Consider the following 19,968-nt stretch of genomic DNA (forward strand, 5'->3'; position numbering starts at 1 on the left):
GGGGCAGTCGCGTTATCCAGGCCCGTTCCCCCGCGGGCACAAACCGAGGAGAGCAAGCATGAAAGCGATACCCCGTTCGGTGGCGGCTGCGGCCGTCACCTGTCTGATGCTGGCCGGCTGCGGCCACCGTGGCATGGCCGGTGAGCCGGTGCTGTGCGGTACGCAGAGCGGCACCGCGCCGGTGTTCATCAACATCACCTACGGCGCCGACGGCATGCCCAAGGCCAGTCCCGATACCTGCACGGTGACGGCGGGCACGGCGATCTCGTGGCGAGATACGCCGGGAACGGTGGCGTTCACGCTGGTCTTCAAGCGCGCCAATCCGGGCGGGGCGAACCAGCCATTGCGGGTGCCGGCGCAGCAGGTGTCGGGCAACTTCCAGGTCAACATCGCCACCGCGACGACCAGCGACGGCGAGTACCGGTACGGCATCGTCGCCAACGGCAAGACGCTCGATCCGGCGATCATCATTCGCCGGCAGTAGCGACGAGGTGGTGTTGAGAACAAGGCCCGCAGGATGCGGGCCTGTTTTTTTACGGCGAAGTCGCCAGGGCCTCACGCACCGGCGCGAAGCTGCGGCGATGCTGCGGGCACGGCCCGTGTCGCGTCAGTGCGGCCAGGTGCTCGGGCGTGCCATAGCCCTTGTGCTGGTCGAAACCGTAGTGCGGCCATTGCGCGTGTAGCTGCTGCATGTGGCGGTCGCGCGCCACCTTGGCCAGGATCGATGCGGCCATGATCGTGCGGTCGCGGGCGTCGCCGCCGATCCAGGCCTCGGCGATGCACGGGAGCGAGCGCGGCAACGCATTGCCGTCGATGCGCGCCAGGTCGGCGACATGGCTGACGGCGAACAGTGCGCGGCTCATGCCCGACATCGTCGCCTGGTAGATGTTGATGCGGTCGATCTCTTCGACCGTCACGAACTCGATGTGCCAGGCCAGTGCGCGTTCGATGATGCGGTCGTACAGCGTCTCGCGTCGTGCCGCGGTGAGCTGCTTGGAGTCGTCCAGGCCGTTGACCGGCGTTCGCCCGGGCGCGAACACGACCGCGGCGACCACCACCGGCCCGGCCAGCGGACCACGTCCGGCTTCGTCGACGCCCGCGATCCGCGGCGGCGCCGGGTCGCTGCGCGCGCTCAGGTCCAGCGGCATCTGCGCGCTGCCATGGTGCACGCCGTCATGGAGCGCGCCGTCATTGGCCACGGCCGGCCTCGAGCAGTTCGGTGACGGCATCGGCGGCGCGCGCCGAGGCGTCGCGACGCAGTTGCAGGTGCAGGTCGCGAAAGCGCGGTTGCAACGCTGCGGTCGCGGCCGGATCGTGCAGCCACGTCGACACGGCCGCGGCGAGGTTCTCCGGCGTGCAGTCGGCCTGCATGAGTTCGGGCACCACGCGCTCGCCGGCGAGCACGTTGGGCAGGGCGTAGTTGTCGACCTTGAGCATGCCCAGGCCCTTGACCAGCGCGTAGGTGCTGGCGGCGACCTTGTAAGCCACCACCATCGGACGCTTGGCCAGCATCGCCTCCAGCGTGGCCGTGCCCGACGCCAGCAACACCACGTCGCTGGCGATCATCAGCGTGCGCGCCTGGCCGCGGATCACGCGCAGCGCGGACGTCAGCGCGATGCTGTCCGGGTGTGCGGCAAGCACGCGCTGGAACGCCGCGCTGGCATGCTCGTTGGCCATCGGCACCACGACCTGCAGCTGCGGGTCCTGCTTGAGCAGCAGTGCGGCCGCGGACAGGAAGTCGGTGCCCAGGCGCTCGATTTCGCCCACGCGCGATCCCGGCAGCAGTGCCAGCAACGGCCGCGACGGATCGAGCCCGAGCTGGCGACGGGCCGCATCGCGATCAGGATCCAGCGGCATTTCGTCGGCGAGGGGGTGGCCGACGAAACGTGCGTCGACGCCGTGGCGTGCGTAGATCGCAGGCTCCATCGGGAACAGGCACAGCACGCAGTCGGCGCTGCGTCCGATCTTCTCGGCGCGCTTCTCGCGCCAGGCCCAGACAGAGGGGCTCACGTAGTGCACGGTGCGCAGGCCGCGCTTGCGCAGCCACTTCTCGACACCGAGGTTGAAGTCGGGTGCATCGATGCCGATGAACACGTCAGGCCGCCAGTCGAGCAGCCGCTGGCGGAATACGCGCCGCAGCCGAAGCAGGCGGGGCAGGTGGCGCAGCACCTCCGACAGCCCCATCACCGCCAGCTCCGAGGCATCGTGCCAGGCATTCATGCCGGCACCGCGCATCTGCTCGCCGCCGATGCCGGCGAACTCGGCGTCGGGGTAGTGCTTGCGCAGTGCGTCGATGAGGCCGGCACCGAGCAGGTCACCGGAGGCTTCGCCGGCGCACAGGGCGATGCGCAGGGGCGATGCGGAAGGGGGGCTGGCGGGAATCGTCAAGGCCGGCTCGTGGGCTGTGGGCGGCAGGACCGCGATTGCGAATGGATCATAGCCCAGCGAATCAAGACCTGCCGTCATCCCGGCGAAAGGCGGGATCCATCGGCAACGGCAACGTCAAAATGGGTCCCGGCGTTCGCCGGGACGACGGTCAACGCAGCAGCGGTCGCTCGCCGGCGTCGACGAACTCCAGCACGGCGCGCACGTCCTCACTGTCGCCGGCCAGCTCGGCGAGCTTGGCGCGCGATTCCTCGAGCGAGCCGCCGGACATGTACAGCGCCCGGTAGGCGCGCTTGATCGCGCTGATGCGTCCGGCGTCGAAGCCGCGGCGCTTGAGGCCTTCGCTATTGATGCCGCGCGGGCGGCCGTAGCCGTCCTGCGCCACCATCACGAACGGCGGCACGTCGCCGTTGACCAGCGCGCCCATGCCGATGAAGGCATGCGCGCCGATGCGGCAGAACTGATGGATGCCGGCGAAGCCGCTGAGGATGACGTGGTCGCCGACGTAGACATGGCCGGCCAGGGTGGCGTTGTTGGAAAACACGCAGTGGTTGCCGACGACGCAGTCGTGGGCGACGTGGGTGTAGGCCAGCATCCAGTTGTCGTTGCCGACGCGGGTGATGCCGCCGCCGGTGCCGGTGCCGCGGTTGACGGTGACGAACTCGCGGAACAGGTTGCGGTCACCGATTTCCAGTTCGACGCGCTCGCCCTGGTACTTCTTGTCCTGCGGTTCGCCGCCGATCGCGCAATGGCCGATGAAACGGTTGTCACGGCCGATGCGGGTCGGACCGATCACGCTGCAGTGCGGGCCGAACACCGTGTTTTCGCCGACGTCGACCTCGGCGCCGATGTAGCACAGCGCACCCACCTGCACGCCGGCAGCCAGGCGTGCACCGGGTTCGACCACGGCGCTGGCGTGGACAGTGGCGGTCGGATGGATGTGCGGTTCGGCCATGGCTCAGGCCTTCGCCTCGGCGCAGACGATCTCTGCGCACGCGACCTGCTCGCCGGCGACGCTGGCGATGCCGGTGTAGATGGCCACATTGCGGATCACGCGCTTGAGCGTGACATCCAGGTCGAGGCGGTCGCCCGGGACGACCATCTTGGAGAACTTGGCGTTGTCGATCTTCACCAGGTAGAACAAGCGGCCGTCGGCCGTGGTCTGGCTCGACAGCTGGGTCAGGATGCCGCCGGCCTGCGCCAGCGCTTCCACCACCAGCACGCCCGGCATCACCGGGTGGCCGGGAAAGTGGCCCTGGAAATACGGCTCGTTGCAGGTGACGTTCTTATAGGCCAGCACGCGCTTGTGCGCCTCGAACTCGACCACGCGATCGACCAGCAGGAACGGGTAGCGATGCGGCAGCAGCGTCTGGATGGTGTTGACGTCGATCGGTAGTTGCACGGTATGGCTCATCAGGTGTCCTTTCAGCCGGTCCATCGCCTCGGATGGGTGTCCGTCACGGGGGCCAGCATTGCAGTAATCGGGGCAAACCGGGTGAAGGGGGCCCGGATCGAAGTTCAGCATTCGGTGGCGCCCGGGCAGGGCGCCGGCTCAGTCCTCGCGCCGGCCCGGCAGCCTTCGCGCCATCGCGTCGAGCTGCTTGAAGCGCGCGGCATTCTTGCGCCAGCTGCGATTGTCCATCAAGGGCGTGCCGGAGGAATACTCACCCGGTTCGCGGATCGAGCTGGTGACCAGGCTCATCGCGGTGATGACGACCTTGTCGCAGATTTCCAGGTGGCCCAGCACGCCGGCACCGCCGCCGATGAGGCAATAGCGGCCGATGCGGGCACTGCCGGCGGCGGCCGAGCAGCCGGCCATGGCCGAATGGGCGCCGATGAAGACGTTGTGGCCAATCTGGATCTGGTTGTCGAGGCGGACGTCTTCTTCGAGCACGGTGTCCTCGATGGCGCCGCGGTCGATGGTGGTGTTGGCGCCGATCTCGCAGTCGTCGCCGATGACCACGCCGCCCAGCTGCGGCACGTTGAGCCAGCGCCCGGCTTCCATCGCCAGGCCGAAGCCGGCGGCGCCGATCACCGCGCCCGGATGGACGACGGCGCGCTGGCCGATGCGGACCCGGGTGACCAGGGTGACGCGTGCGATCAGTTCGGTGCCGGCGCCGACCACGCAATCGTCGCCGATCACGCAGCCCGGTCCCACGATTGCGCCGGCATCGACGCGGCTACGCGCGCCGATGCTGACGAACGGCCCGACGTGGGCCGTCGGGTCGATGCTGGCCGTGGCATCGATCGCCGCCGATGCGTGGATGCCGGCATCGCGGACGGGCCTGGGTTCGAACAGGGCCGACATCTTGGCGAAGGCGGCGTAGGGATCACGCGCCAGCAACGCCGTGCCGGCGAAGCCTTCGGCGTCGCCCTCGCGCATGACCACGACGCCAGCGCCACTGGCGGCGAGCTGGCTGCGGTATTTCGGATTGGCCAGGAAGGCCAGCTGTTGCGGTCCGGCCTTGGCCAGCGTGCCCACGCCTTCGACGCGGGCCGCGCCGTCGCCCTGCAACTGCAGGGCGAAGCGCTGCGCCAGTTCGGCTGCGCTGAAGGACGGGCTGTGCATGTTCGAACCCGTTGCCGCTGGTTAGAACGTGCCGCCGAAGGTGAACTGCAGGCGCTCCAGTTCGTCCCCCTGCTGGATCAACGTGCCGTTGGCATCGCGGACGTCGTCCTGGCTCTTGAGCGGGTATGCGTAGCTGATCGAGATCGGGCCCATCGGCGAGCGCCACATCAGCGCGATACCGGTCGAAGCACGCAGCTCGCCGGCGTCGAAGCTGTCGTAGTCCTTGTAGACGTTACCGAAGTCGACGAACGCCGAGACGCGCGCCGCCGGGGTGTCGAGCAGGGTCGGGAAGTACATTTCCAGCGAGCCGACCGTCTTGAAGGCGCCACCGAGCGGCTGGTTCAGCTCGCGCGGACCCAGCGTGTTGTCGGTGAAGCCGCGCACCGAACGCACGCCACCGGCGTAGAAGTTCTCGAAGAACGGCAGGCCGTCGGCCGTGATCGTGCGCAGGTAATCGGGCGTGCCCGGCGCGCAGTTGTAGTTGCCCGGCGTGCGGCACAGGTCGCGCGAGGTCGCATCGCCGTAGCTGTCGCCGTAGCCGAGTTCGGCGCGCGTGTTGAGCACCAGGTGGCGGTTGAGCGGCCAGAACTTGGAGATGTTGTAGTTGAGCTTGTAGTACTCGACGGTCGACCCGGGCAGGGTCGTTTCCAGCCACACGCGCTGCTGCATGCCGCGGGTCGGGGTCAGGAAGCTGTCGAGCGAGTTGCGGCCCCAGCCCACCTCGGCGCGCCACGCATGGAACGTGCTGCGGTCGAGCGCGTTGATGTAGTCGACGATGCTCGGCGGCGTGCCCAGCGACAGCAGGATCTCGTTGGTGTCGACGCCCAGCATCGCCGTGACCGTGTCGGTCTCGGTGATCGGCAGGCCGAACACTGCCTGCGCGGCACCGGAGTTGGTCGAGTACTGGGCGGTGTTGAAGTCGGTGTAGTCGAGTTCGCGCCACCACAGGTTGTAGCCCAGCGACAGGCCATCGTCGGTGAAGTACGGGTTGCGGAACGAGAAGTCGTAGCGCTGCATGTAGTCGTTGCGCTGCGCCTGCACCGACACCTGGTTGCCGCTGCCCAGGAAGTTGGTCTGCGACAGCTGCACCTGCGCGGTCAGGCCCGACAACTGCGAGAAGCCCAGGCCGAAGACGAAGCTGCCCGAGGTGGTTTCCTTGAGGTTGTAGACCACGTCGACTTCGTCGTTGCTGCCGGCGACCGGCACGGTCTCGACGTCGACGGTCTCGAAGTAGCCCAGCTGCTGCAGGCGGATCTTGGAGCGGTCGATCGCCGCCTGCGAGTACCAGGAGCCTTCGAACTGGCGCATTTCGCGACGGATCACTTCGTCGCTGGTGCGGCTGTTGCCCTTGAAGGCGATGCGGCGCACGTTGACGCGCGGGCCCGGCACCACCTGCATGTTGATGCCGACGGTCTTGTTGTCGCGATGGACGTCCGGGATCGGATTGACCTGGGCGAAGGCGTAGCCGACGTTGCTGAGCGTGGCGATGATCGAGTCGGAGCTGATCTCGAGCAGGCGACGGGAGAAGATCTGGTCCGGCTTGACCAGCACCAGGCGCTCGATCTGCTCCTTCGGCAGGATCGTGTCGCCGGTGACTTCCACGCTGGCCACCTTGTACTGCTCACCCTCGGTCACGCCGGCGGTGAGGAACATGTCCTGGCGGTCGGGGCTGATCGAGACCTGGGTCGAGTCGACCGAGAAGTCGACGTAGCCGCGGTCGAGGTACCAGGAGTTGAGCTTCTCCAGGTCGCCCGACAGCTTCTCGCGCGAGTACTGGTCGTCGCGCTTGTACCAGCTGAGCCAGTTGTGCTCGCGGGATTCCCACTGCTCGAGGATGTCCTTGTCCTCGAACTTCTCGTTGCCGATCAGGTTGACGTGGCGGATCTTGGCCGCCTTGCCTTCCTTGACGTTGATGGTGACATCGACGCGATTGCGGTCCAGGCGCGAGACGGTCGGATTGATCTCGACGTTGTACTTGCCGCGGTTGTTGTACTGGCGGGTCAGTTCCTGGGTGACGCGGTCCAGGGCGAGGCGGTCGAAGGTGTCGCCTTCGGCCAGGCCGGCTTCCTTCAGGCCCTTGAGCAGGTCCTCGGACTTGATGTCCTTGTTGCCGGTCAGCGTCAGCTTGTTGATGGCCGGACGCTCGGTGACGGTGACGACCAGGATCGTGCCCTGGCGGCCGACGCTGACGTCTTCGAAGAAGCCGGTCTTGTACAGCGCGCGGATCGCGTCGCCGGCGCGCGAGGAATCCATCGTGTCGCCACGCTCGACCGGCAGGTAGGTGAAGACCGTACCGGCGGAAATGCGCTGCAGGCCATCGATGCGGATGTCGCTGACGGTGAACGAACCGATCGGCGGGGCCTGCGTGCCGGCGGTGTCCGGTGCGCCCGACAGTGCGAACGGATCCACCGACTGCGCCAGCGCGGGCAGGGCTGTGGAATTCAGCGCCGCGACGAGGGCGAGGGCAAGCAGGCGGCGGTTAGGGGTTCGCGTCATTAGTACGTCCGGAAGAGGGTCTTGGAGGCCCGGAGCCGGGCGTCGGGTCGAGAAGGCAGGGAGCGTCGCCGGCATCAATGCACCAGGTTGTTCACGATGTCGTTGAAGAACGCCAGGCCCATCAGCCCGGCGATCAAAGCCAGGCCGACGTATTGTCCGGCCGCCATGGTGCGTTCGCTGACCGGGCTGCCCTTGACCAGCTCGATAAGGTAATACAGCAGGTGACCGCCGTCCAAGATCGGGATCGGCAGCAGGTTCAGGATGCCCAGGCTGAGCGAGAGCATCGCCAGCATCGACAGGTACCAGGCGGCGCCATGGTGGGCATAGGCGTTGGCCGCGCGGGCGATGGTGATGGGCCCGGCGACGGTGTTCTGCACCGAGACGCGACCGCTGAAAGCGCGGCCGATCATGGCGAACAGCTCGTTGGCCTGGTGCACGCTCTCGCGGAATGCGGCGGGGATGGCGTCGACCGGGCCGTAGCGCAGCAGGGCGTCCTTGGCCGGTTCCTGCGTGCGGGCCGACTGCATGCCCAGCCCCCAGTACTCTTTACCGGTCTGCGGATGGGTCAGTCGCACCGGCGTGATTTCCAGCGCCAGGCGCTCGCCCTTGCGCTCAACCTCGATCATGGCGATGCCGCCGCGGTCGCCGAGCTTCTGCACCAGCGGGCCGATGTCGTCCCAGGAGCGCACGGGCTCGCCGTCGATGGCGGTGATGCGGTCGCCTTCGTTGAGCACGCCGAAGGCCGGCTTGTCCGGCTGCACATAACCGATCACCGCCGGCACGAGGCCATGGCGCGGGATCAGGCCGATGGCTTCCACGGCGCGACGCTCGTCGAACGAGGCGGGCAGGCGCGACAGCGACAACTGCCGCGTGACTTCGTCGCCGCTTTCGGTGCGCACGCGCAGGCGGGTGTCGGCATGGTCGAGTGCGGCGGGAATCAGCGCCAGCTGCACTTCGCTCCAGGTCGGCGTTTCGCGGTCGCCAACGGCGAGCAGCGTGTCGCCGCTGTGCAGCCCGGCGCTTGCGGCAATGCCCTGCACCTGGCCGACCACGGGCGCATAGTCCGGGCGACCGATCACGAACATCGCCCAGAACAGGCCGACGCACAGCAGCAGGTTGGCGACCGGGCCGGCAATCACTATCGCGATGCGCTTGAACACCGACTGGCGATTGAAGGCCTGGCCGACTTCGCTGGCCTCGACGTCGCCTTCGCGCTCGTCGAGCATCTTGACGTAGCCGCCGAGCGGAATCGCGGCAATCACATACTCGGTGCCGTCCTTGCCGCGGCGCGACCACAGCGCCTTGCCGAAGCCGATCGAGAAGCGCAGCACCTTGACGCCGCAGCGGCGCGCGACCCAGTAGTGCCCGAACTCGTGGAACGTGACGAGCACGCCGAGGCTGACGAGCAACCACCAGATCGAGCCGATGGCCTCACTCATGATGGGATGCTCTGCATGACACGTTCTGCATGGGCACGCTCTGCGACATGGTCATGCGCGGGCCCCGACGGCGTTGGCGCCGATGGCCCGCGCGGCTTGATGCCGTGCCTGGGCATCAGCCTCGCGCAGGGCCGCCAGCGACGTCGCCGGGGTGGAAGGGAGCGCGGCGAGGGTGTCCTCGACGAGCGCCGGTATTGCTAGGAAACCGATCCGGCGCTGAAGAAATGCTGAAACAGCCACTTCGTTGGCGGCGTTGAGGACGGCCGGGGCGGTACCGCCGGCGGCCAGCGCCTCGAAGGCCAGGCGCAGGCACGGGAACGCCTGCAGGTCCGGCGGTTCGAAGTCGAGCCGGCCCTGGGCCAGCAGGTCGAGCCCGCCGACACCCGATTCCAGCCGTTCCGGCCAGCCGAATCCCACCGCCAGCGCGGTGCGCATGTCCGGCAGCCCGAGCTGGGCCAGCGTCGACCCGTCGACGAATTCCACCAGCGAATGCACCAGGCTCTGCGGATGCACCAGCACCTGGATGCGGTCGCCATCGACGCCGAACAGGTGATGGGCCTCGATCACTTCCAGGCCCTTGTTCATCAGCGTCGCCGAATCGACCGAGATCTTCGGCCCCATCGACCACTTCGGATGGGCGACGGCCTGCTCCGGAGTCACTTCGGTCAGCTGGTCGCGTGCGCGCCCGCGGAACGGGCCACCCGAGGCGGTCAGCAGGATCCGGCGCAGGCCTTCGCGCGAATACGCGTCGGGCATGCACTGGAAGATCGCGTTGTGTTCGCTGTCGATCGGCACGATGGTGGCGCCACCGGCCTGGGCGGCCTGCATCAGCAGTTCGCCGGCGAGGACCAGCGATTCCTTGTTGGCCAGCAGGATGCGCTTGCCGGCCTTGGCGGCGGCCAGCGTGGAAGGCAGGCCGGCGGCGCCGACAATCGCCGCGACCACGGTGTCGCAGGCGTCGCTCGACACCAGCGCATCGAGTGCGTCATCGCCGCCATGGGGCTGGGTGCGCAAGCCGGCGTCGCGCAGGCCGTCGGCAAGCGCCTGCAGGCCGTTGCTGTCGGCGATCACGGCATGGTCGGGGCGATGGCGCCGGCACAGCTCGACGAGCGCGGCGACATTGCTGCCGGCCGCCAGCACGGTCGCGCGCAACCGTTGCGGGTGGCGCGCGATCACGTCCAGCGCGGACGTGCCGATCGAACCGGTGGCGCCAAGGACCGCGACGTTGCGTGCACTGACCGACATGATCAGAAGCCCAGCACGGCCTTGCCGAGGGCAAACACCGGCAGCGCGGCCAGCACGCCGTCGACCCGGTCGAGGATGCCGCCGTGGCCCGGGATCAGGTTGCCCGAATCCTTCACCCCGACATGGCGCTTGAGCAGGCTTTCGAACAGGTCGCCGACCACCGAGAACAGCACCGCCACCAGCGCGACCAGGGCCACCGCCGGCAGTTGCGCCGTCGCCGCGCCGGCGAAGAGGGCAAACACGACGCCGACGATGACGCCGGCAATCACGCCGCCGAGCAGGCCTTCGTAGGTCTTGTTGGGGCTGATCCGCGGCGCCAGCTTGCGGCCGCCGAACAGGCGTCCGCCGAAGGTGCGCCCGGCGAAGTAGGCACCGGAATCGGCGGCCCAGACGATCGCCAGCGCGGTCAGCAGCCAGCGGTGGCCGTTGGGCGGGGTCGAATGGATCCACGCCAGCGCGCACCAGGCCGGGATCATGCTCAGCGCGCCGGCGGCGAGCTTGAAGACGCGCGCGTTGGTGTCGTGGTCGCTGGCGAAGTCGTAGCGGCCCAACCACAACAGCGCCAGCAGCCACCAGATCACGCCGATCATGCTGACCACCTGGAACAGCGCCATGGTGTAGCCGCCGCTCGAGCGCGATGCCCACACCAGCGCCACCATCACCGCCAGGTTGGCCACCAGCAGCACGGTGCGGGCCAGCGTGTCTTCTATCTGCGCCAGGTCGAACCATTCCCACAGGCCGGCCAGGAACAGCACCGCGGCCAGGGCCACCATCCACGGCGTCGGCAGCAGCAGGATCGCGGCAATCGCGAGCGGCGCCATCACCAGGGCGGCGAGCAGGCGGGTTCGGGTCATTCGGAAGTCTCTTTGGTGGCGGGCAACCGGCTCGGCGCCGGCGCGACCTGGGCGCCGGTCAGGCCGAATCGGCGCTGGCGGCCGGCGTAGTCGTCCATGGCGCGCTGCAGTGTCGCCGCATCCAATTCAGGCCACAACAGGTCGGTGAACCACAATTCGGTATAGGCCAGCTGCCACAGCAGGAAATTGCTGATGCGCGTCTCACCGCCGGTACGGATGAACAGATCCGGGGCGGGCAGCTCGGCCAGGCAGGTGCGGGCGCCGATCGCGTATTCGTCGATGTCGTCCGCCGCCAGGCGTCCGGCGGCGACATCCTGGGCCAGCGAGCGGGCGGCCTGGGCGATGTCCCAGCGGCCGCCGTAACTGGCGGCGATGGTCAGGTGCAGGCGGGTGTTGGCGCGGGTGCGGTCTTCGGCCGAGGCCATCTGCTTGCGGATGGCGTCGGCGAAGCGCTCGCGCTCGCCGATGAAGCGCACGCGCACGCCGCGGCGGTCGAGTTCGTCGACCTCGCGTTCCAGCGCGCCCAGGAACAGCTTCATCAGAGCGCCGACTTCCTCTTCCGGCCGGCCCCAGTTCTCGCTGGAGAAGGCGAACAGGGTCAGCGCCTCGATGCCCTGGTCCAGGCAGAAGTCGATGCAGACATTGACTGCTCGCGCGCCGGCGCGATGGCCGATGACGCGCGGACGGCGGCGGCGCTCGGCCCAGCGACCATTGCCGTCCATGATGACGGCAAGGTGGCGCGGGACGCGCGCGGCAGCGATGGCAGGTTCTGAAGACATGGCGGGACGGGTAGACCCGTCAAACCGCCATAAGTTCTTGCTCTTTGGCCTTGACCACCTCATCGACGTCCTTGATGGCGGCGTCGGTGATCTTCTGGATCTCGATCTCGGAGCGGCTGACTTCGTCTTCGGTGATCTGCTTTTCCTTCAGCAGTTCCTTGACCTGGTGGTTGGCATCGCGACGGATGTTGCGGATGGCGACCTTGGCGTCCTCGCTCTCCGAGTGCACCAGCTTGGACAGTTCCTTGCGGCGCTCCTCGGTGAGGGCGGGCAGGTTGAGGCGGATCACGGTGCCGGCGGTGTTCGGGGTCAGGCCCAGGTCGGAGGCGAGGATCGCCTTCTCGACGGGACCGACCATCTGCTTCTCCCACGGCGTGATGATCAGCGAGCGCGCGTCGGAAACCTGCACGGAGGCGACCTGCGACAACGGCATGTCGGAACCGTAGTAATTGACCTTCAAGTGGTCCACCAGCGCGGTCGAGGCGCGGCCGGTGCGGATCTTGATCAGGGTGTGGCGAAATGCTTCGACGCTCTTGGCCATGCGGGTCTGGGCATCTTTCTTGATCTCGTTGAGCATCGCCGGCTCCGTTCCATTAGCGGTAATCGCGGGATTATAGCCAGCCAGGGCGGCCCCAGCGACCCGGAGCGCCCGTATCGAGGCGGCAGGAGCTGCTGGGAGGGTTCCCGTCCTAGTGGTCGTGCTCGTGGTCGTGCCCGTGCTCATGGGCATGGTCATGCGCGTGGCCGGGCGCGCTGCCGTGTGGCGCCCGATCGTGGCGGTCGTGCTCGCAGGCGCGGCCCAGTTCGACTTGGAGGGTCGGGTGGTTGATGCCGAAGCGCTCGTCCAGCTCTTGGTTCAGCCGGTCGATGAACTCGTCGTGATCGCCCTGGTCGGGCCGGACCAGATGCGCGGTCATGGCGATCTCGCCTGCGCCCAGCGACCAGATATGCAGGTGGTGGACCGCCAGCACACCCGCCTGCGCGGCCAGGAAGTCCTGCACCTGGCTGCGGTCGATGCTCGACGGCACCGCGTCCATGGCGGCATTGAAGGCATCGCGCAGCAGGCCGAAGGCGCCGATGGCCACCACCGCGCCGATCAGCACCGCGATCGCCGGGTCGAGCCACTCCCAGCCCAGCCACCACATGCCGGCGCCGGCCAGCACCGCGGCCAGCGACACCGCGGCGTCGGCAATCAGATGGAGGAAGGCGCCGCGGCGGTTGAGGTCCTGGTCGTGCCCGTCGCGCACCAGCCAGGCCGCGCCGAGGTTGACCGCGATGCCGAGCGCGGCGACCAGCATCACCGGCAGGGCGGGAATCTCCGGCGGGGCGTTGAAGCGACGCAGCGCTTCCCACGCCAGGGCACCGGAGAAGGCCACCAGCAGCAAGGCATTGGCCAGCGGCGAGAGCAGGGTGGCGCGGCGCCAGCCATAGGTGTGGCGGTCGGTCGGCGCGCGCTTGGCCAGCACCGCAGCGCCCCAGGCCAGGCCCAGGCCGAGCACGTCACCGAGGTTGTGCAGCGCATCCGACAGCAGCGCCAGCGAATTGGTGGCGAAGCCGTACCCGGCCTCGAGCACCGTGTAGGCAAGGTTGATCAGCGTGACGGCGGCAAAGGCGCGCGTCGCGTTGGCGGCGTGGTGGTGGTGTCCGTGGCCCATGCCGGCATGGTGGCATGGCGAAGGCGGCGGACTCTATTACAAGTCGGCCGCCGGTCCCGAATCGATCAGCCCTTGCGCCCCTGCACCAGCGTGCCGATGTGCTCGCCGTGCAGGATCTTGAGCAGCGTGCCCGGCTGGCCCATGTCGAAGATGCGCAGCGGCAGGTCGCTGTCGCGGCACAGGGCGAAGGCGGCGGTGTCCATCACCTGCAGGTTGCGGGCGATCACTTCGTCGTAGGTCAGCTTGTCGTAGCGGACCGCGTCGGCGTGCTTCTTCGGGTCCTTGTCGTAGACGCCGTCGACCTTGGTCGCCTTCAGCAGCAGGTCGGCGCCGATCTCGATCGCGCGCAGGGCAGCGCCGGAATCGGTGGTGAAAAACGGGTTGCCGGTGCCGGCGGCGAAGATCGCCAGGCGTCCCTTTTCCATGTGGCGGATGGCGCGGCGGCGGATGTAGTCCTCGCACACGTCGTTGATCTTGATCGCGCTCATCACCCGGCACTTGGCGCCGAGCTTCTCCAGCGCGTCCTGCATGGCCAGGGCGTTGATGACGGTGGCGAGCATGCCCATCTGGTCGCCGGTGACCCGGTCCATGCCGCCGGCGGCCAGGCCGGCGCCGCGGAAGATGTTGCCGCCGCCGATGACCAGCGCCACTTCGGCCCCGGCCTGCTGGGCCTCGATCACCTCGCGGGCCAGGCGGCTGATCATCTTCGGGTCGATGCCGTAGTCCTCGTCCCCCATCAGCGCCTCGCCGGACAGTTTGAGCAGGACACGGCGATAGGCGAGCTGGGACATGGCGACCTCGTTGGGGTGGGCAAACAGCGGAATTGTACGGGATCGGCGGGGAGACCCTGCGCGAGGGCGGGAGGGTCGGCTGGAGGGGTTCAGCGAGGGGGTCCGGGCGGCGCAACTTGCGCGCATGGTGTGGGAGCCCGAAGTTGTGGTCGCTTCATTGACCTGGCGTGTCGGTGCTCATGCAGTGACCGCGCCTTGAGGCTGAAGGGGCGGGACTCGTGCTGCATGCATACAGGGCGGTGTCCGTGCCCTCGACTCATTCGCGCGTCCGCTCGGTGAGCTCGGTCCCGGACGCCCGCGAAAGGAAGTGGTAGTTCAAAACCCCCGTGCTGTTTGAGCCCCTCTCCCCTCGTGGGAGAGGGGTTGGGGAGAGGGGGCAACGAAAACCACGCAACGAATCCCCGGCCTGGCGGACGGCGCCAAACCGCAGACGGAAGCCTGTTCGCGGAAATCACGCGGCCATCACGCGTTGAACGACCCAAGCAATGGCCACGTGTTTGCCGAATCTGTTCGCGGCTATTTCGTGATCCGGCGGTAGTAGGCAAATGTTCATAAAACGGCACTTGACACATTGAATGCCGCGCATGACGAAAGTCATAGTCGGGACGCCCTCGGGAGAAGGGCACTCACTGACTTTGGGAGAGGAAGAAGTGTCGAGAACAACAATGAATCGTGCGCTGCGACGCAGCGCGCTGACGGTGGCGCTTGGCCTGTGCTTCGCATCGACCGTCCAGGCGCAGTCCAACACCGCAGGTGCCGTGTTCGGCCAGGCCGCCGCAGGCGACACCGTGCTGGTCGAGAACCCGGCCACCGGCTTCAAGCGCACCATCACCGTCGGCAACGACGGCCAGTACCGCGCATCGGCACTGCCGACCGGCAACTACCGCATCACCCTGCAGCGCGCCGACGGCACCAGCTCGGTCCGCGAGAACGTGACCGTCAACGTCGGTACCGGTACCTCGGTCAACTTCGGCGCAGCACCGGCGGGCGGCGCCACCGACCTCGAAGCGATCCAGGTCACCGCCGCACTGGTCAACCCGATCGACGTCTCGTCGGTGGAATCGACCACCATCCTCACCGCCGAGCAGATCGCCAAGATCCCGGTGCCGCGTGACGTGACCAGCGTGGCGCTGCTCGCGCCGGGCACGGTCAAGGGCGATGCCGCGTTCGGAAACCTGGCCTCGTTCGGCGGCGCCTCGGTGGCCGAGAACGCCTACTTCGTCAACGGCTTCAACATCACCAATTCGTTCAAGGGCCTGAACTTCGCCAACATCCCGTTCGAGGCGATCGGCGAACAGCAGATCAAGACCGGCGGCTACGGCGCCGAGTTCGGTCGCGCCCTCGGCGGCGTGGTCAACCTGGTGACCAAGCGCGGTACCAACGACTTCCACGCCGGCGGCAACATCTTCTATACCGCCAGCAGCCTGCGTGCCACCGAGCGCGACATCTACTCGCCCGATGGCCAGCTGATCTCCGACAACTCCAAGGACAAGGATCCGACCGAGACCATCGCCTCGGTGTGGGCCAGCGGCGCGCTGGTCAAGGACACGCTGTTCGGCTACGCCCTGTTGCAGTACGGCCGCGAGAGCGGCTCGCGCAGCTACGGCGACAACCTCAGCGTGCTCAACGACAGCGAGACCGCCAAGAACCCGAACTGGCTGGTCAAGCTCGACTGGAACATCAACGACGCCAACCTGCTCGAGTTCACCGGCTTCTCGGACAAGCGCGAAACCGAGCGCGACGTGTTCTCCAACCCGCAGGGCATCAGCCAGCGCCAGAACTACCTGGGCACGGTCCATGACGAGACCGGCGGCAACAACTACGTCATGAAGTACACCGGCTACCTGACCGACAGCTTCACGCTCAGCGCCCTGTACGGTACCGGGGAATACAAGCGCAGCAACTACGGCATCAACGCCGCCGGCGAACGCCTGGTCTATGACGGCGTCGTCAGCCCGGACAACGCCGCCGGGATCATTGGTGCCACCGGTTGCCCGGTGGTCAGCGACGGTCGTCCCGACGCGGTCGCCGGCCTCATCCCGGCCATCACCAGTTCCTGCAGCTTCCTCGGCCAGAACCTCGGCCTGACCGACGCAAAGGACGAGCGCGACCAGTTCCGCATCGACGCCGAATGGCAGCTCGGTTCGCACCTGCTGCGCGCCGGTTACGACAGCGACACGTTCAAGTCGCGCGACGGCGAGGCCAGCGAAGGCGGCGTGGCATGGCGTTACGTGGTCCGCCAGGGTCGCGACCAGGTCCGTCGCCGTGTGTTCCAGACCGGCGCGGATGTCGAGGTCGATTCCGAGGCGTTCTACATCGAAGACACCTGGAGCATCACCGACGGCTTCAACGCTTACATCGGCCTGCGCTGGGACAGCTTCGAGAACAAGAACGGCGAAGGGCAGACCTACGTCAAGCAGGACAACCAGTTCGGCCCGCGCCTGGGCTTCTCGTGGGACGTCAACGGCGATTCGACGCTGAAGATCTTCGGTAACGCCGGCCGCTACGCGCTGCCGATCGCGGCGAACGTGGCCGTGCGCGGTTCCAGCCCGTCGCTGTACAGCCAGCAGTACTTCGACTACACCGGCGTCGACCCGGTCACCGGTGTGCCTACCGGCCTGACCGAGTCCAGCGCCCTTAGCTACCTCAACAACGAGTTCGGCATCGGCAAGGATCCGCGCACGATCGCTTCGAAGAACCTCGATCCGCAGTACCAGGACGAGTACATCCTCGGCTTCCAGAAGGCGATCACCGACAACTTCTCCGGCGGTGTCCGTGCGATCTATCGCGACCTGAAGCGTTCGATCGACGACCAGTGCGACTACCGCGTGTTCGAGCAGTGGGCCGACGACAACGGCTACGCGATCGACTCGTACAACCCGGCCTTCGCCTACTGCCACATCTACAACCCGGGCCGCGACCTGGATGTCGACATCGACATCGATGCCGACGGCACGCTGGAGCATGTGGTGATCCCGGCCGACAAGCTCGGTCCCAAGTCCAAGCGCACCTACACGGCAGTGGAGTTCTTCGCCGAAGGCCAGATCACCGACAAGTTCTTCCTGCAGGGTTCCTACACCTGGTCGAAGAACAAGGGCAATGCCGAAGGCGGCGTGAAGTCGGACATCGGCCAGGACGACACCGGCGTCACCCAGGACTTCGACTATCCGGAACTGATGGTCGGCGCCGATGGCTACCTGCCCAACGATCGTCGCCACACGTTGAAGCTGTTCGGCAACTACGAGTTCAACGACCAGTGGTCGACCGGTGCCAACTTCCTCTACCAGAGCGGTCGCCCGATCAACTGCTTCGGTGTGTACGGGGATGATCCGGTTGGTTACCTCAACAGCTACTTCTCGTGCGATGCCGGCCCGGTCGATCCGGACACGGGCAGCAACGGCACCACGATCGTGCGTCGCGGTTCGGCGGGTCGCACCGACGACATCTTCAACCTCGATCTGAACGTGTCCTACCGTCCGTCGTTCGCCGAGGGTCGCCTGGCCCTGAAGATGGACGTGTTCAACGTGTTCAACCGCCAGAAGGCGCTGGCGGTGGACGAGTCGGGCGAAGACACCACGGGCAACCCGCTGGTGGGCATCACCTACCTGACCCCGACGGTCTACCAGGCGCCGCGCGCAGTGCGCTTCATGGTGCAGTACAACTGGTAAGCAACCGCTGCTGACGGTTGAGGGGCGGCCGCCTCCGGGCGGCCGCTCTTTTTTTGTGGCCCGCGAACGGGCAATCCGTGACCCCGGTCGGGAACTGAACCATCGCCATTCCCGCCAGGTGGGGTATGGCCTTGGGCGCTGCGTTGTGGAGGGCATGGGAATGCCACTGCCGACGCCAACCACAGCAGGGACGGGCGCAACCGCCGGGAGGGCGGCCGTACCCGCAGTGCCGGACCCTTGCCACGCATTGCGCCCGTGCTACAAATTGCGCGACCGCGGCCGCCTTTTCCGCACCGGAGCCATCCAGTCCTGCCATGCGTCCGAGTATTCGCCTTCCGTCCGCCTCACGCCGGAGCCTTTGCCGTTCCGCGTGCGAACGCTGCGTGACGGAGTGAATGACGCAATGGTCGAGGCGATGGCACCGTCCACTCCGCGAGACGAAGAGCCTGTCACCGCGGCGCCGGTCGCGAACGGCGATGGCTTCGACCAGTTCCTGCGCGAACACCAGGCGGCCTTGATCGGGTTCCTGGCGCGACGCGCCGGGGACGAGGACGCCAAGGACATCGCCCAGGAGGCGATGGTCCGCCTGATGCGCTATCGCGCCCAGCCGGCCGAGCAGCTGCGGCCGCTGATGTACCGGATCGCACTGAACGTGCTCAACGACCGCGGCCGTCGCGATTCGACGCGGCTGGCCTCGGCCCACGTCAGCCTCGACCAGGATTTCCTCGGCCTGGCCTCGACCGAACCCAGCCACGACCAGCGCATCGCCCACGAGCAGGAACTTGCGCTGGTGCGCGCGACGATCCTGCAACTGCCCGAGCGTTGTCGCCAGGTCTACCTGCTCAACCGGATCGAAGGCATGAGCTACAGCCAGATCGCAAGCCACTGCGGGATTTCGGTGAAAGCCGTGGAGAAGCACATCGGCAAGGCGCTGGGGTTGCTGCGGTTGAAGCTGAAGCAAAGCGGCATCAGCCGCGAGGACCCATCATGAGTACAGGGATGTTCGAGCACGGCTCAGTGCCGGATGACACCGGCCCGCGTGACACCGGTGCCAACCAGGCCGAAGCCTGGCTGGCGCGGCTCATGTCGCCCGAATGCGAGCCGCACGAGCGCGCCGCCTTCGAGGACTGGCTGGCCCGGTCCCCCGACAACATCGCCGCCTACCTCGAAGCCGAGCGCATTCATGCCCTGGCGGCGGGCCTGGGCTCGGACGAGCTGGTGCGCGCCGCTGCCCATGCGGCGCGACGCAAACCGGCCATGGCGCAGCCTGGCTGGCGGACCTGGCTGCCGGCCGCCACGGCGGCGGTGCTCGTCATCGCGGTGGCGACTGCAAGCTTCTGGCCGCGACCGGCCGGGCAGACGGCGATCGGCCAGCAGTTCATCACCGCGCAGGGCGAGCAGCGCGAGATCACCCTGTTCGACGGCACCGTTCTGCGCCTGGACACGGGCTCGGAAATCACCACGCGCTTCGACGGCGACCAGCGACTGGTCGAACTGGAGCGCGGCCGCGCCCAGTTCGTGGTCGCGGCCGACCCGGACCGCCCGTTCCTGGTCAAGGCCGGCCCCGGCACCGTTCGCGACATCGGCACTACCTTCCAGGTCAGCCGCATCGACGGCGAGGTCAATGTCGGGCTGCTCGAGGGTCGCGTCGATATTTCGGTCGGGTCCGGAGACCAGCTCCGCCGCAGCGAGCTGGCACCCGGCGAACAGATCACCATCGATGGCAACGGTGCCATCGGTACGAAGCAACCGCTCGATCTCGCCGCGGCGCACGCATGGCCGCAGGGCGATCTGGTGTTCCGGCAACGACGCCTGGACGAGCTGCTGGTTGAAATGAACCGCTATTCGTCGGTGCAGTTGCGGCTGGAAGACCCGGCCCTGGGCTCGTTGCAGGTCAGCGGCGTGTTCCATGCCGGCGACCAGGAAGCCCTGGCGGCGGCACTGGAGCGCGGCTGGTCGCTGCAGGCACGGCACAAGGGCGCGGAAGAGATCGTCCTGTCGCGGACGACACAGTAGTCGTCCGGAGGTGTCGCGGGAGGGCGCATTGCCACCCCAGTCGGGCTCCCGTAATGTGCGCCACAGGGCAG

General features: G+C 67.5%; 17 protein-coding genes. 4 read left to right on the plus strand and 13 right to left on the minus strand.

What is annotated here, in order from left to right:
• Nucleotides 1–58: 58 nt before the first annotated feature.
• Nucleotides 59–484 carry a hypothetical protein gene (locus tag ACFOPO_RS03340; protein ID WP_386700830.1) on the plus strand — a complete coding sequence of 142 codons (426 nt, stop codon included), beginning with the start codon at nt 59–61 and terminating at the stop codon, nt 482–484.
• A 49-nt stretch (nt 485–533) separates the two neighbouring features.
• Here the strand turns inward: ACFOPO_RS03340 and ACFOPO_RS03345 are convergent, their stop codons facing one another.
• From ACFOPO_RS03345 to pyrH, 13 genes are all read right to left on the minus strand, one after another.
• Entirely contained in the window at nt 534–1,148 is a 615-nt protein-coding gene (locus ACFOPO_RS03345) for a ribonuclease HII (RefSeq protein WP_386701267.1), read from the minus strand.
• Nucleotides 1,149–1,188: 40 nt separating this feature from the next.
• Nucleotides 1,189–2,466, minus strand: coding sequence for a lipid-A-disaccharide synthase (gene lpxB / locus ACFOPO_RS03350; protein WP_386700832.1), 1,278 nt, complete (start codon nt 2,464–2,466; stop codon nt 1,189–1,191).
• A 70-nt stretch (nt 2,467–2,536) separates the two neighbouring features.
• On the minus strand, nt 2,537–3,340 hold the full coding sequence (gene lpxA, locus ACFOPO_RS03355) for an acyl-ACP--UDP-N-acetylglucosamine O-acyltransferase (protein ID WP_386700834.1): 804 nt from the start codon (nt 3,338–3,340) through the stop codon (nt 2,537–2,539).
• 3 nt (nt 3,341–3,343) lie between these two features.
• Complete coding sequence (gene fabZ / locus ACFOPO_RS03360) at nt 3,344–3,799, minus strand: 3-hydroxyacyl-ACP dehydratase FabZ (protein WP_241918891.1); 456 nt, start codon at nt 3,797–3,799, stop codon at nt 3,344–3,346.
• 138 nt (nt 3,800–3,937) lie between these two features.
• Nucleotides 3,938–4,954 (minus strand): UDP-3-O-(3-hydroxymyristoyl)glucosamine N-acyltransferase, encoded by a 1,017-nt coding sequence (gene lpxD, locus ACFOPO_RS03365; RefSeq protein ID WP_386700837.1) that lies wholly within the window; start codon nt 4,952–4,954, stop codon nt 3,938–3,940.
• Nucleotides 4,955–4,975: 21 nt separating this feature from the next.
• Complete coding sequence (bamA, locus tag ACFOPO_RS03370; protein ID WP_386700839.1) at nt 4,976–7,450, minus strand: outer membrane protein assembly factor BamA; 2,475 nt, start codon at nt 7,448–7,450, stop codon at nt 4,976–4,978.
• A 74-nt stretch (nt 7,451–7,524) separates the two neighbouring features.
• Nucleotides 7,525–8,889 carry an RIP metalloprotease RseP gene (gene rseP, locus ACFOPO_RS03375; RefSeq protein ID WP_386700841.1) on the minus strand — a complete coding sequence of 455 codons (1,365 nt, stop codon included), beginning with the start codon at nt 8,887–8,889 and terminating at the stop codon, nt 7,525–7,527.
• Between the two features lie 51 nt (nt 8,890–8,940).
• Nucleotides 8,941–10,137 carry a 1-deoxy-D-xylulose-5-phosphate reductoisomerase gene (locus tag ACFOPO_RS03380; RefSeq protein WP_386701269.1) on the minus strand — a complete coding sequence of 399 codons (1,197 nt, stop codon included), beginning with the start codon at nt 10,135–10,137 and terminating at the stop codon, nt 8,941–8,943.
• Entirely contained in the window at nt 10,137–10,988 is an 852-nt protein-coding gene (locus ACFOPO_RS03385; RefSeq protein WP_386700843.1) for a phosphatidate cytidylyltransferase, read from the minus strand. Before ACFOPO_RS03385 ends, ACFOPO_RS03380 begins: the two co-directional genes overlap by 1 nt.
• Nucleotides 10,985–11,767, minus strand: coding sequence for a polyprenyl diphosphate synthase (uppS, locus tag ACFOPO_RS03390; RefSeq protein WP_386700845.1), 783 nt, complete (start codon nt 11,765–11,767; stop codon nt 10,985–10,987). Before uppS ends, ACFOPO_RS03385 begins: the two co-directional genes overlap by 4 nt.
• 19 nt (nt 11,768–11,786) lie before the next feature.
• Nucleotides 11,787–12,344: a ribosome recycling factor gene (frr, locus tag ACFOPO_RS03395; RefSeq protein ID WP_200605948.1), complete on the minus strand. Its 558-nt coding sequence runs from the start codon at nt 12,342–12,344 to the stop codon at nt 11,787–11,789.
• 112 nt (nt 12,345–12,456) lie between these two features.
• Nucleotides 12,457–13,422, minus strand: a complete 966-nt coding sequence (locus ACFOPO_RS03400; protein WP_386700847.1) for a cation diffusion facilitator family transporter — start codon at nt 13,420–13,422, stop codon at nt 12,457–12,459.
• 65 nt (nt 13,423–13,487) lie between these two features.
• The gene (pyrH, locus tag ACFOPO_RS03405) at nt 13,488–14,213 is read right to left on the minus strand and encodes a UMP kinase (RefSeq protein ID WP_386700849.1); all 726 of its coding nucleotides are present in this window, start codon (nt 14,211–14,213) and stop codon (nt 13,488–13,490) included.
• Between the two features lie 665 nt (nt 14,214–14,878).
• Between pyrH and ACFOPO_RS03410 the strand changes: the two genes are divergently transcribed.
• From ACFOPO_RS03410 to ACFOPO_RS03420, 3 genes are all read left to right on the plus strand, one after another.
• Nucleotides 14,879–17,881 (plus strand): TonB-dependent receptor domain-containing protein, encoded by a 3,003-nt coding sequence (locus tag ACFOPO_RS03410; RefSeq protein ID WP_386700851.1) that lies wholly within the window; start codon nt 14,879–14,881, stop codon nt 17,879–17,881.
• 403 nt (nt 17,882–18,284) lie between these two features.
• Entirely contained in the window at nt 18,285–18,872 is a 588-nt protein-coding gene (locus ACFOPO_RS03415) for an RNA polymerase sigma factor (RefSeq protein ID WP_386700853.1), read from the plus strand.
• On the plus strand, nt 18,869–19,897 hold the full coding sequence (locus tag ACFOPO_RS03420; RefSeq protein WP_386700855.1) for a FecR family protein: 1,029 nt from the start codon (nt 18,869–18,871) through the stop codon (nt 19,895–19,897). The genes ACFOPO_RS03415 and ACFOPO_RS03420 overlap by 4 nt, the downstream gene beginning before the upstream one ends.
• The last annotated feature ends 71 nt before the right edge of the window (nt 19,898–19,968 follow it).

This window comes from Lysobacter sp. GCM10012299 (assembly GCF_042649405.1).
Taxonomy (GTDB): Bacteria; Pseudomonadota; Gammaproteobacteria; order Xanthomonadales; family Xanthomonadaceae; genus Lysobacter_J.

What these genes read in the sequence shown, in the direction of transcription:
- ACFOPO_RS03385 (WP_386700843.1), bottom strand. Translation starts at nt 10,988, where the DNA reads ATGACCCGAACCCGCCTGCTCGCCGCCCTGGTGATGGCGCCGCTCGCG.
- ACFOPO_RS03340 (WP_386700830.1), top strand. Translation starts at nt 59, where the DNA reads ATGAAAGCGATACCCCGTTCGGTGGCGGCTGCGGCCGTCACCTGTCTG.
- fabZ (WP_241918891.1), bottom strand. Translation starts at nt 3,799, where the DNA reads ATGAGCCATACCGTGCAACTACCGATCGACGTCAACACCATCCAGACG.
- ACFOPO_RS03420 (WP_386700855.1), top strand. Translation starts at nt 18,869, where the DNA reads ATGAGTACAGGGATGTTCGAGCACGGCTCAGTGCCGGATGACACCGGC.
- uppS (WP_386700845.1), bottom strand. Translation starts at nt 11,767, where the DNA reads ATGTCTTCAGAACCTGCCATCGCTGCCGCGCGCGTCCCGCGCCACCTT.
- lpxA (WP_386700834.1), bottom strand. Translation starts at nt 3,340, where the DNA reads ATGGCCGAACCGCACATCCATCCGACCGCCACTGTCCACGCCAGCGCC.
- bamA (WP_386700839.1), bottom strand. Translation starts at nt 7,450, where the DNA reads ATGACGCGAACCCCTAACCGCCGCCTGCTTGCCCTCGCCCTCGTCGCG.
- frr (WP_200605948.1), bottom strand. Translation starts at nt 12,344, where the DNA reads ATGCTCAACGAGATCAAGAAAGATGCCCAGACCCGCATGGCCAAGAGC.
- lpxB (WP_386700832.1), bottom strand. Translation starts at nt 2,466, where the DNA reads ATGACGGCAGGTCTTGATTCGCTGGGCTATGATCCATTCGCAATCGCG.
- ACFOPO_RS03345 (WP_386701267.1), bottom strand. Translation starts at nt 1,148, where the DNA reads ATGCCGCTGGACCTGAGCGCGCGCAGCGACCCGGCGCCGCCGCGGATC.
- pyrH (WP_386700849.1), bottom strand. Translation starts at nt 14,213, where the DNA reads ATGTCCCAGCTCGCCTATCGCCGTGTCCTGCTCAAACTGTCCGGCGAG.
- rseP (WP_386700841.1), bottom strand. Translation starts at nt 8,889, where the DNA reads ATGAGTGAGGCCATCGGCTCGATCTGGTGGTTGCTCGTCAGCCTCGGC.
- lpxD (WP_386700837.1), bottom strand. Translation starts at nt 4,954, where the DNA reads ATGCACAGCCCGTCCTTCAGCGCAGCCGAACTGGCGCAGCGCTTCGCC.
- ACFOPO_RS03415 (WP_386700853.1), top strand. Translation starts at nt 18,285, where the DNA reads ATGGTCGAGGCGATGGCACCGTCCACTCCGCGAGACGAAGAGCCTGTC.
- ACFOPO_RS03400 (WP_386700847.1), bottom strand. Translation starts at nt 13,422, where the DNA reads ATGGGCCACGGACACCACCACCACGCCGCCAACGCGACGCGCGCCTTT.
- ACFOPO_RS03410 (WP_386700851.1), top strand. Translation starts at nt 14,879, where the DNA reads ATGAATCGTGCGCTGCGACGCAGCGCGCTGACGGTGGCGCTTGGCCTG.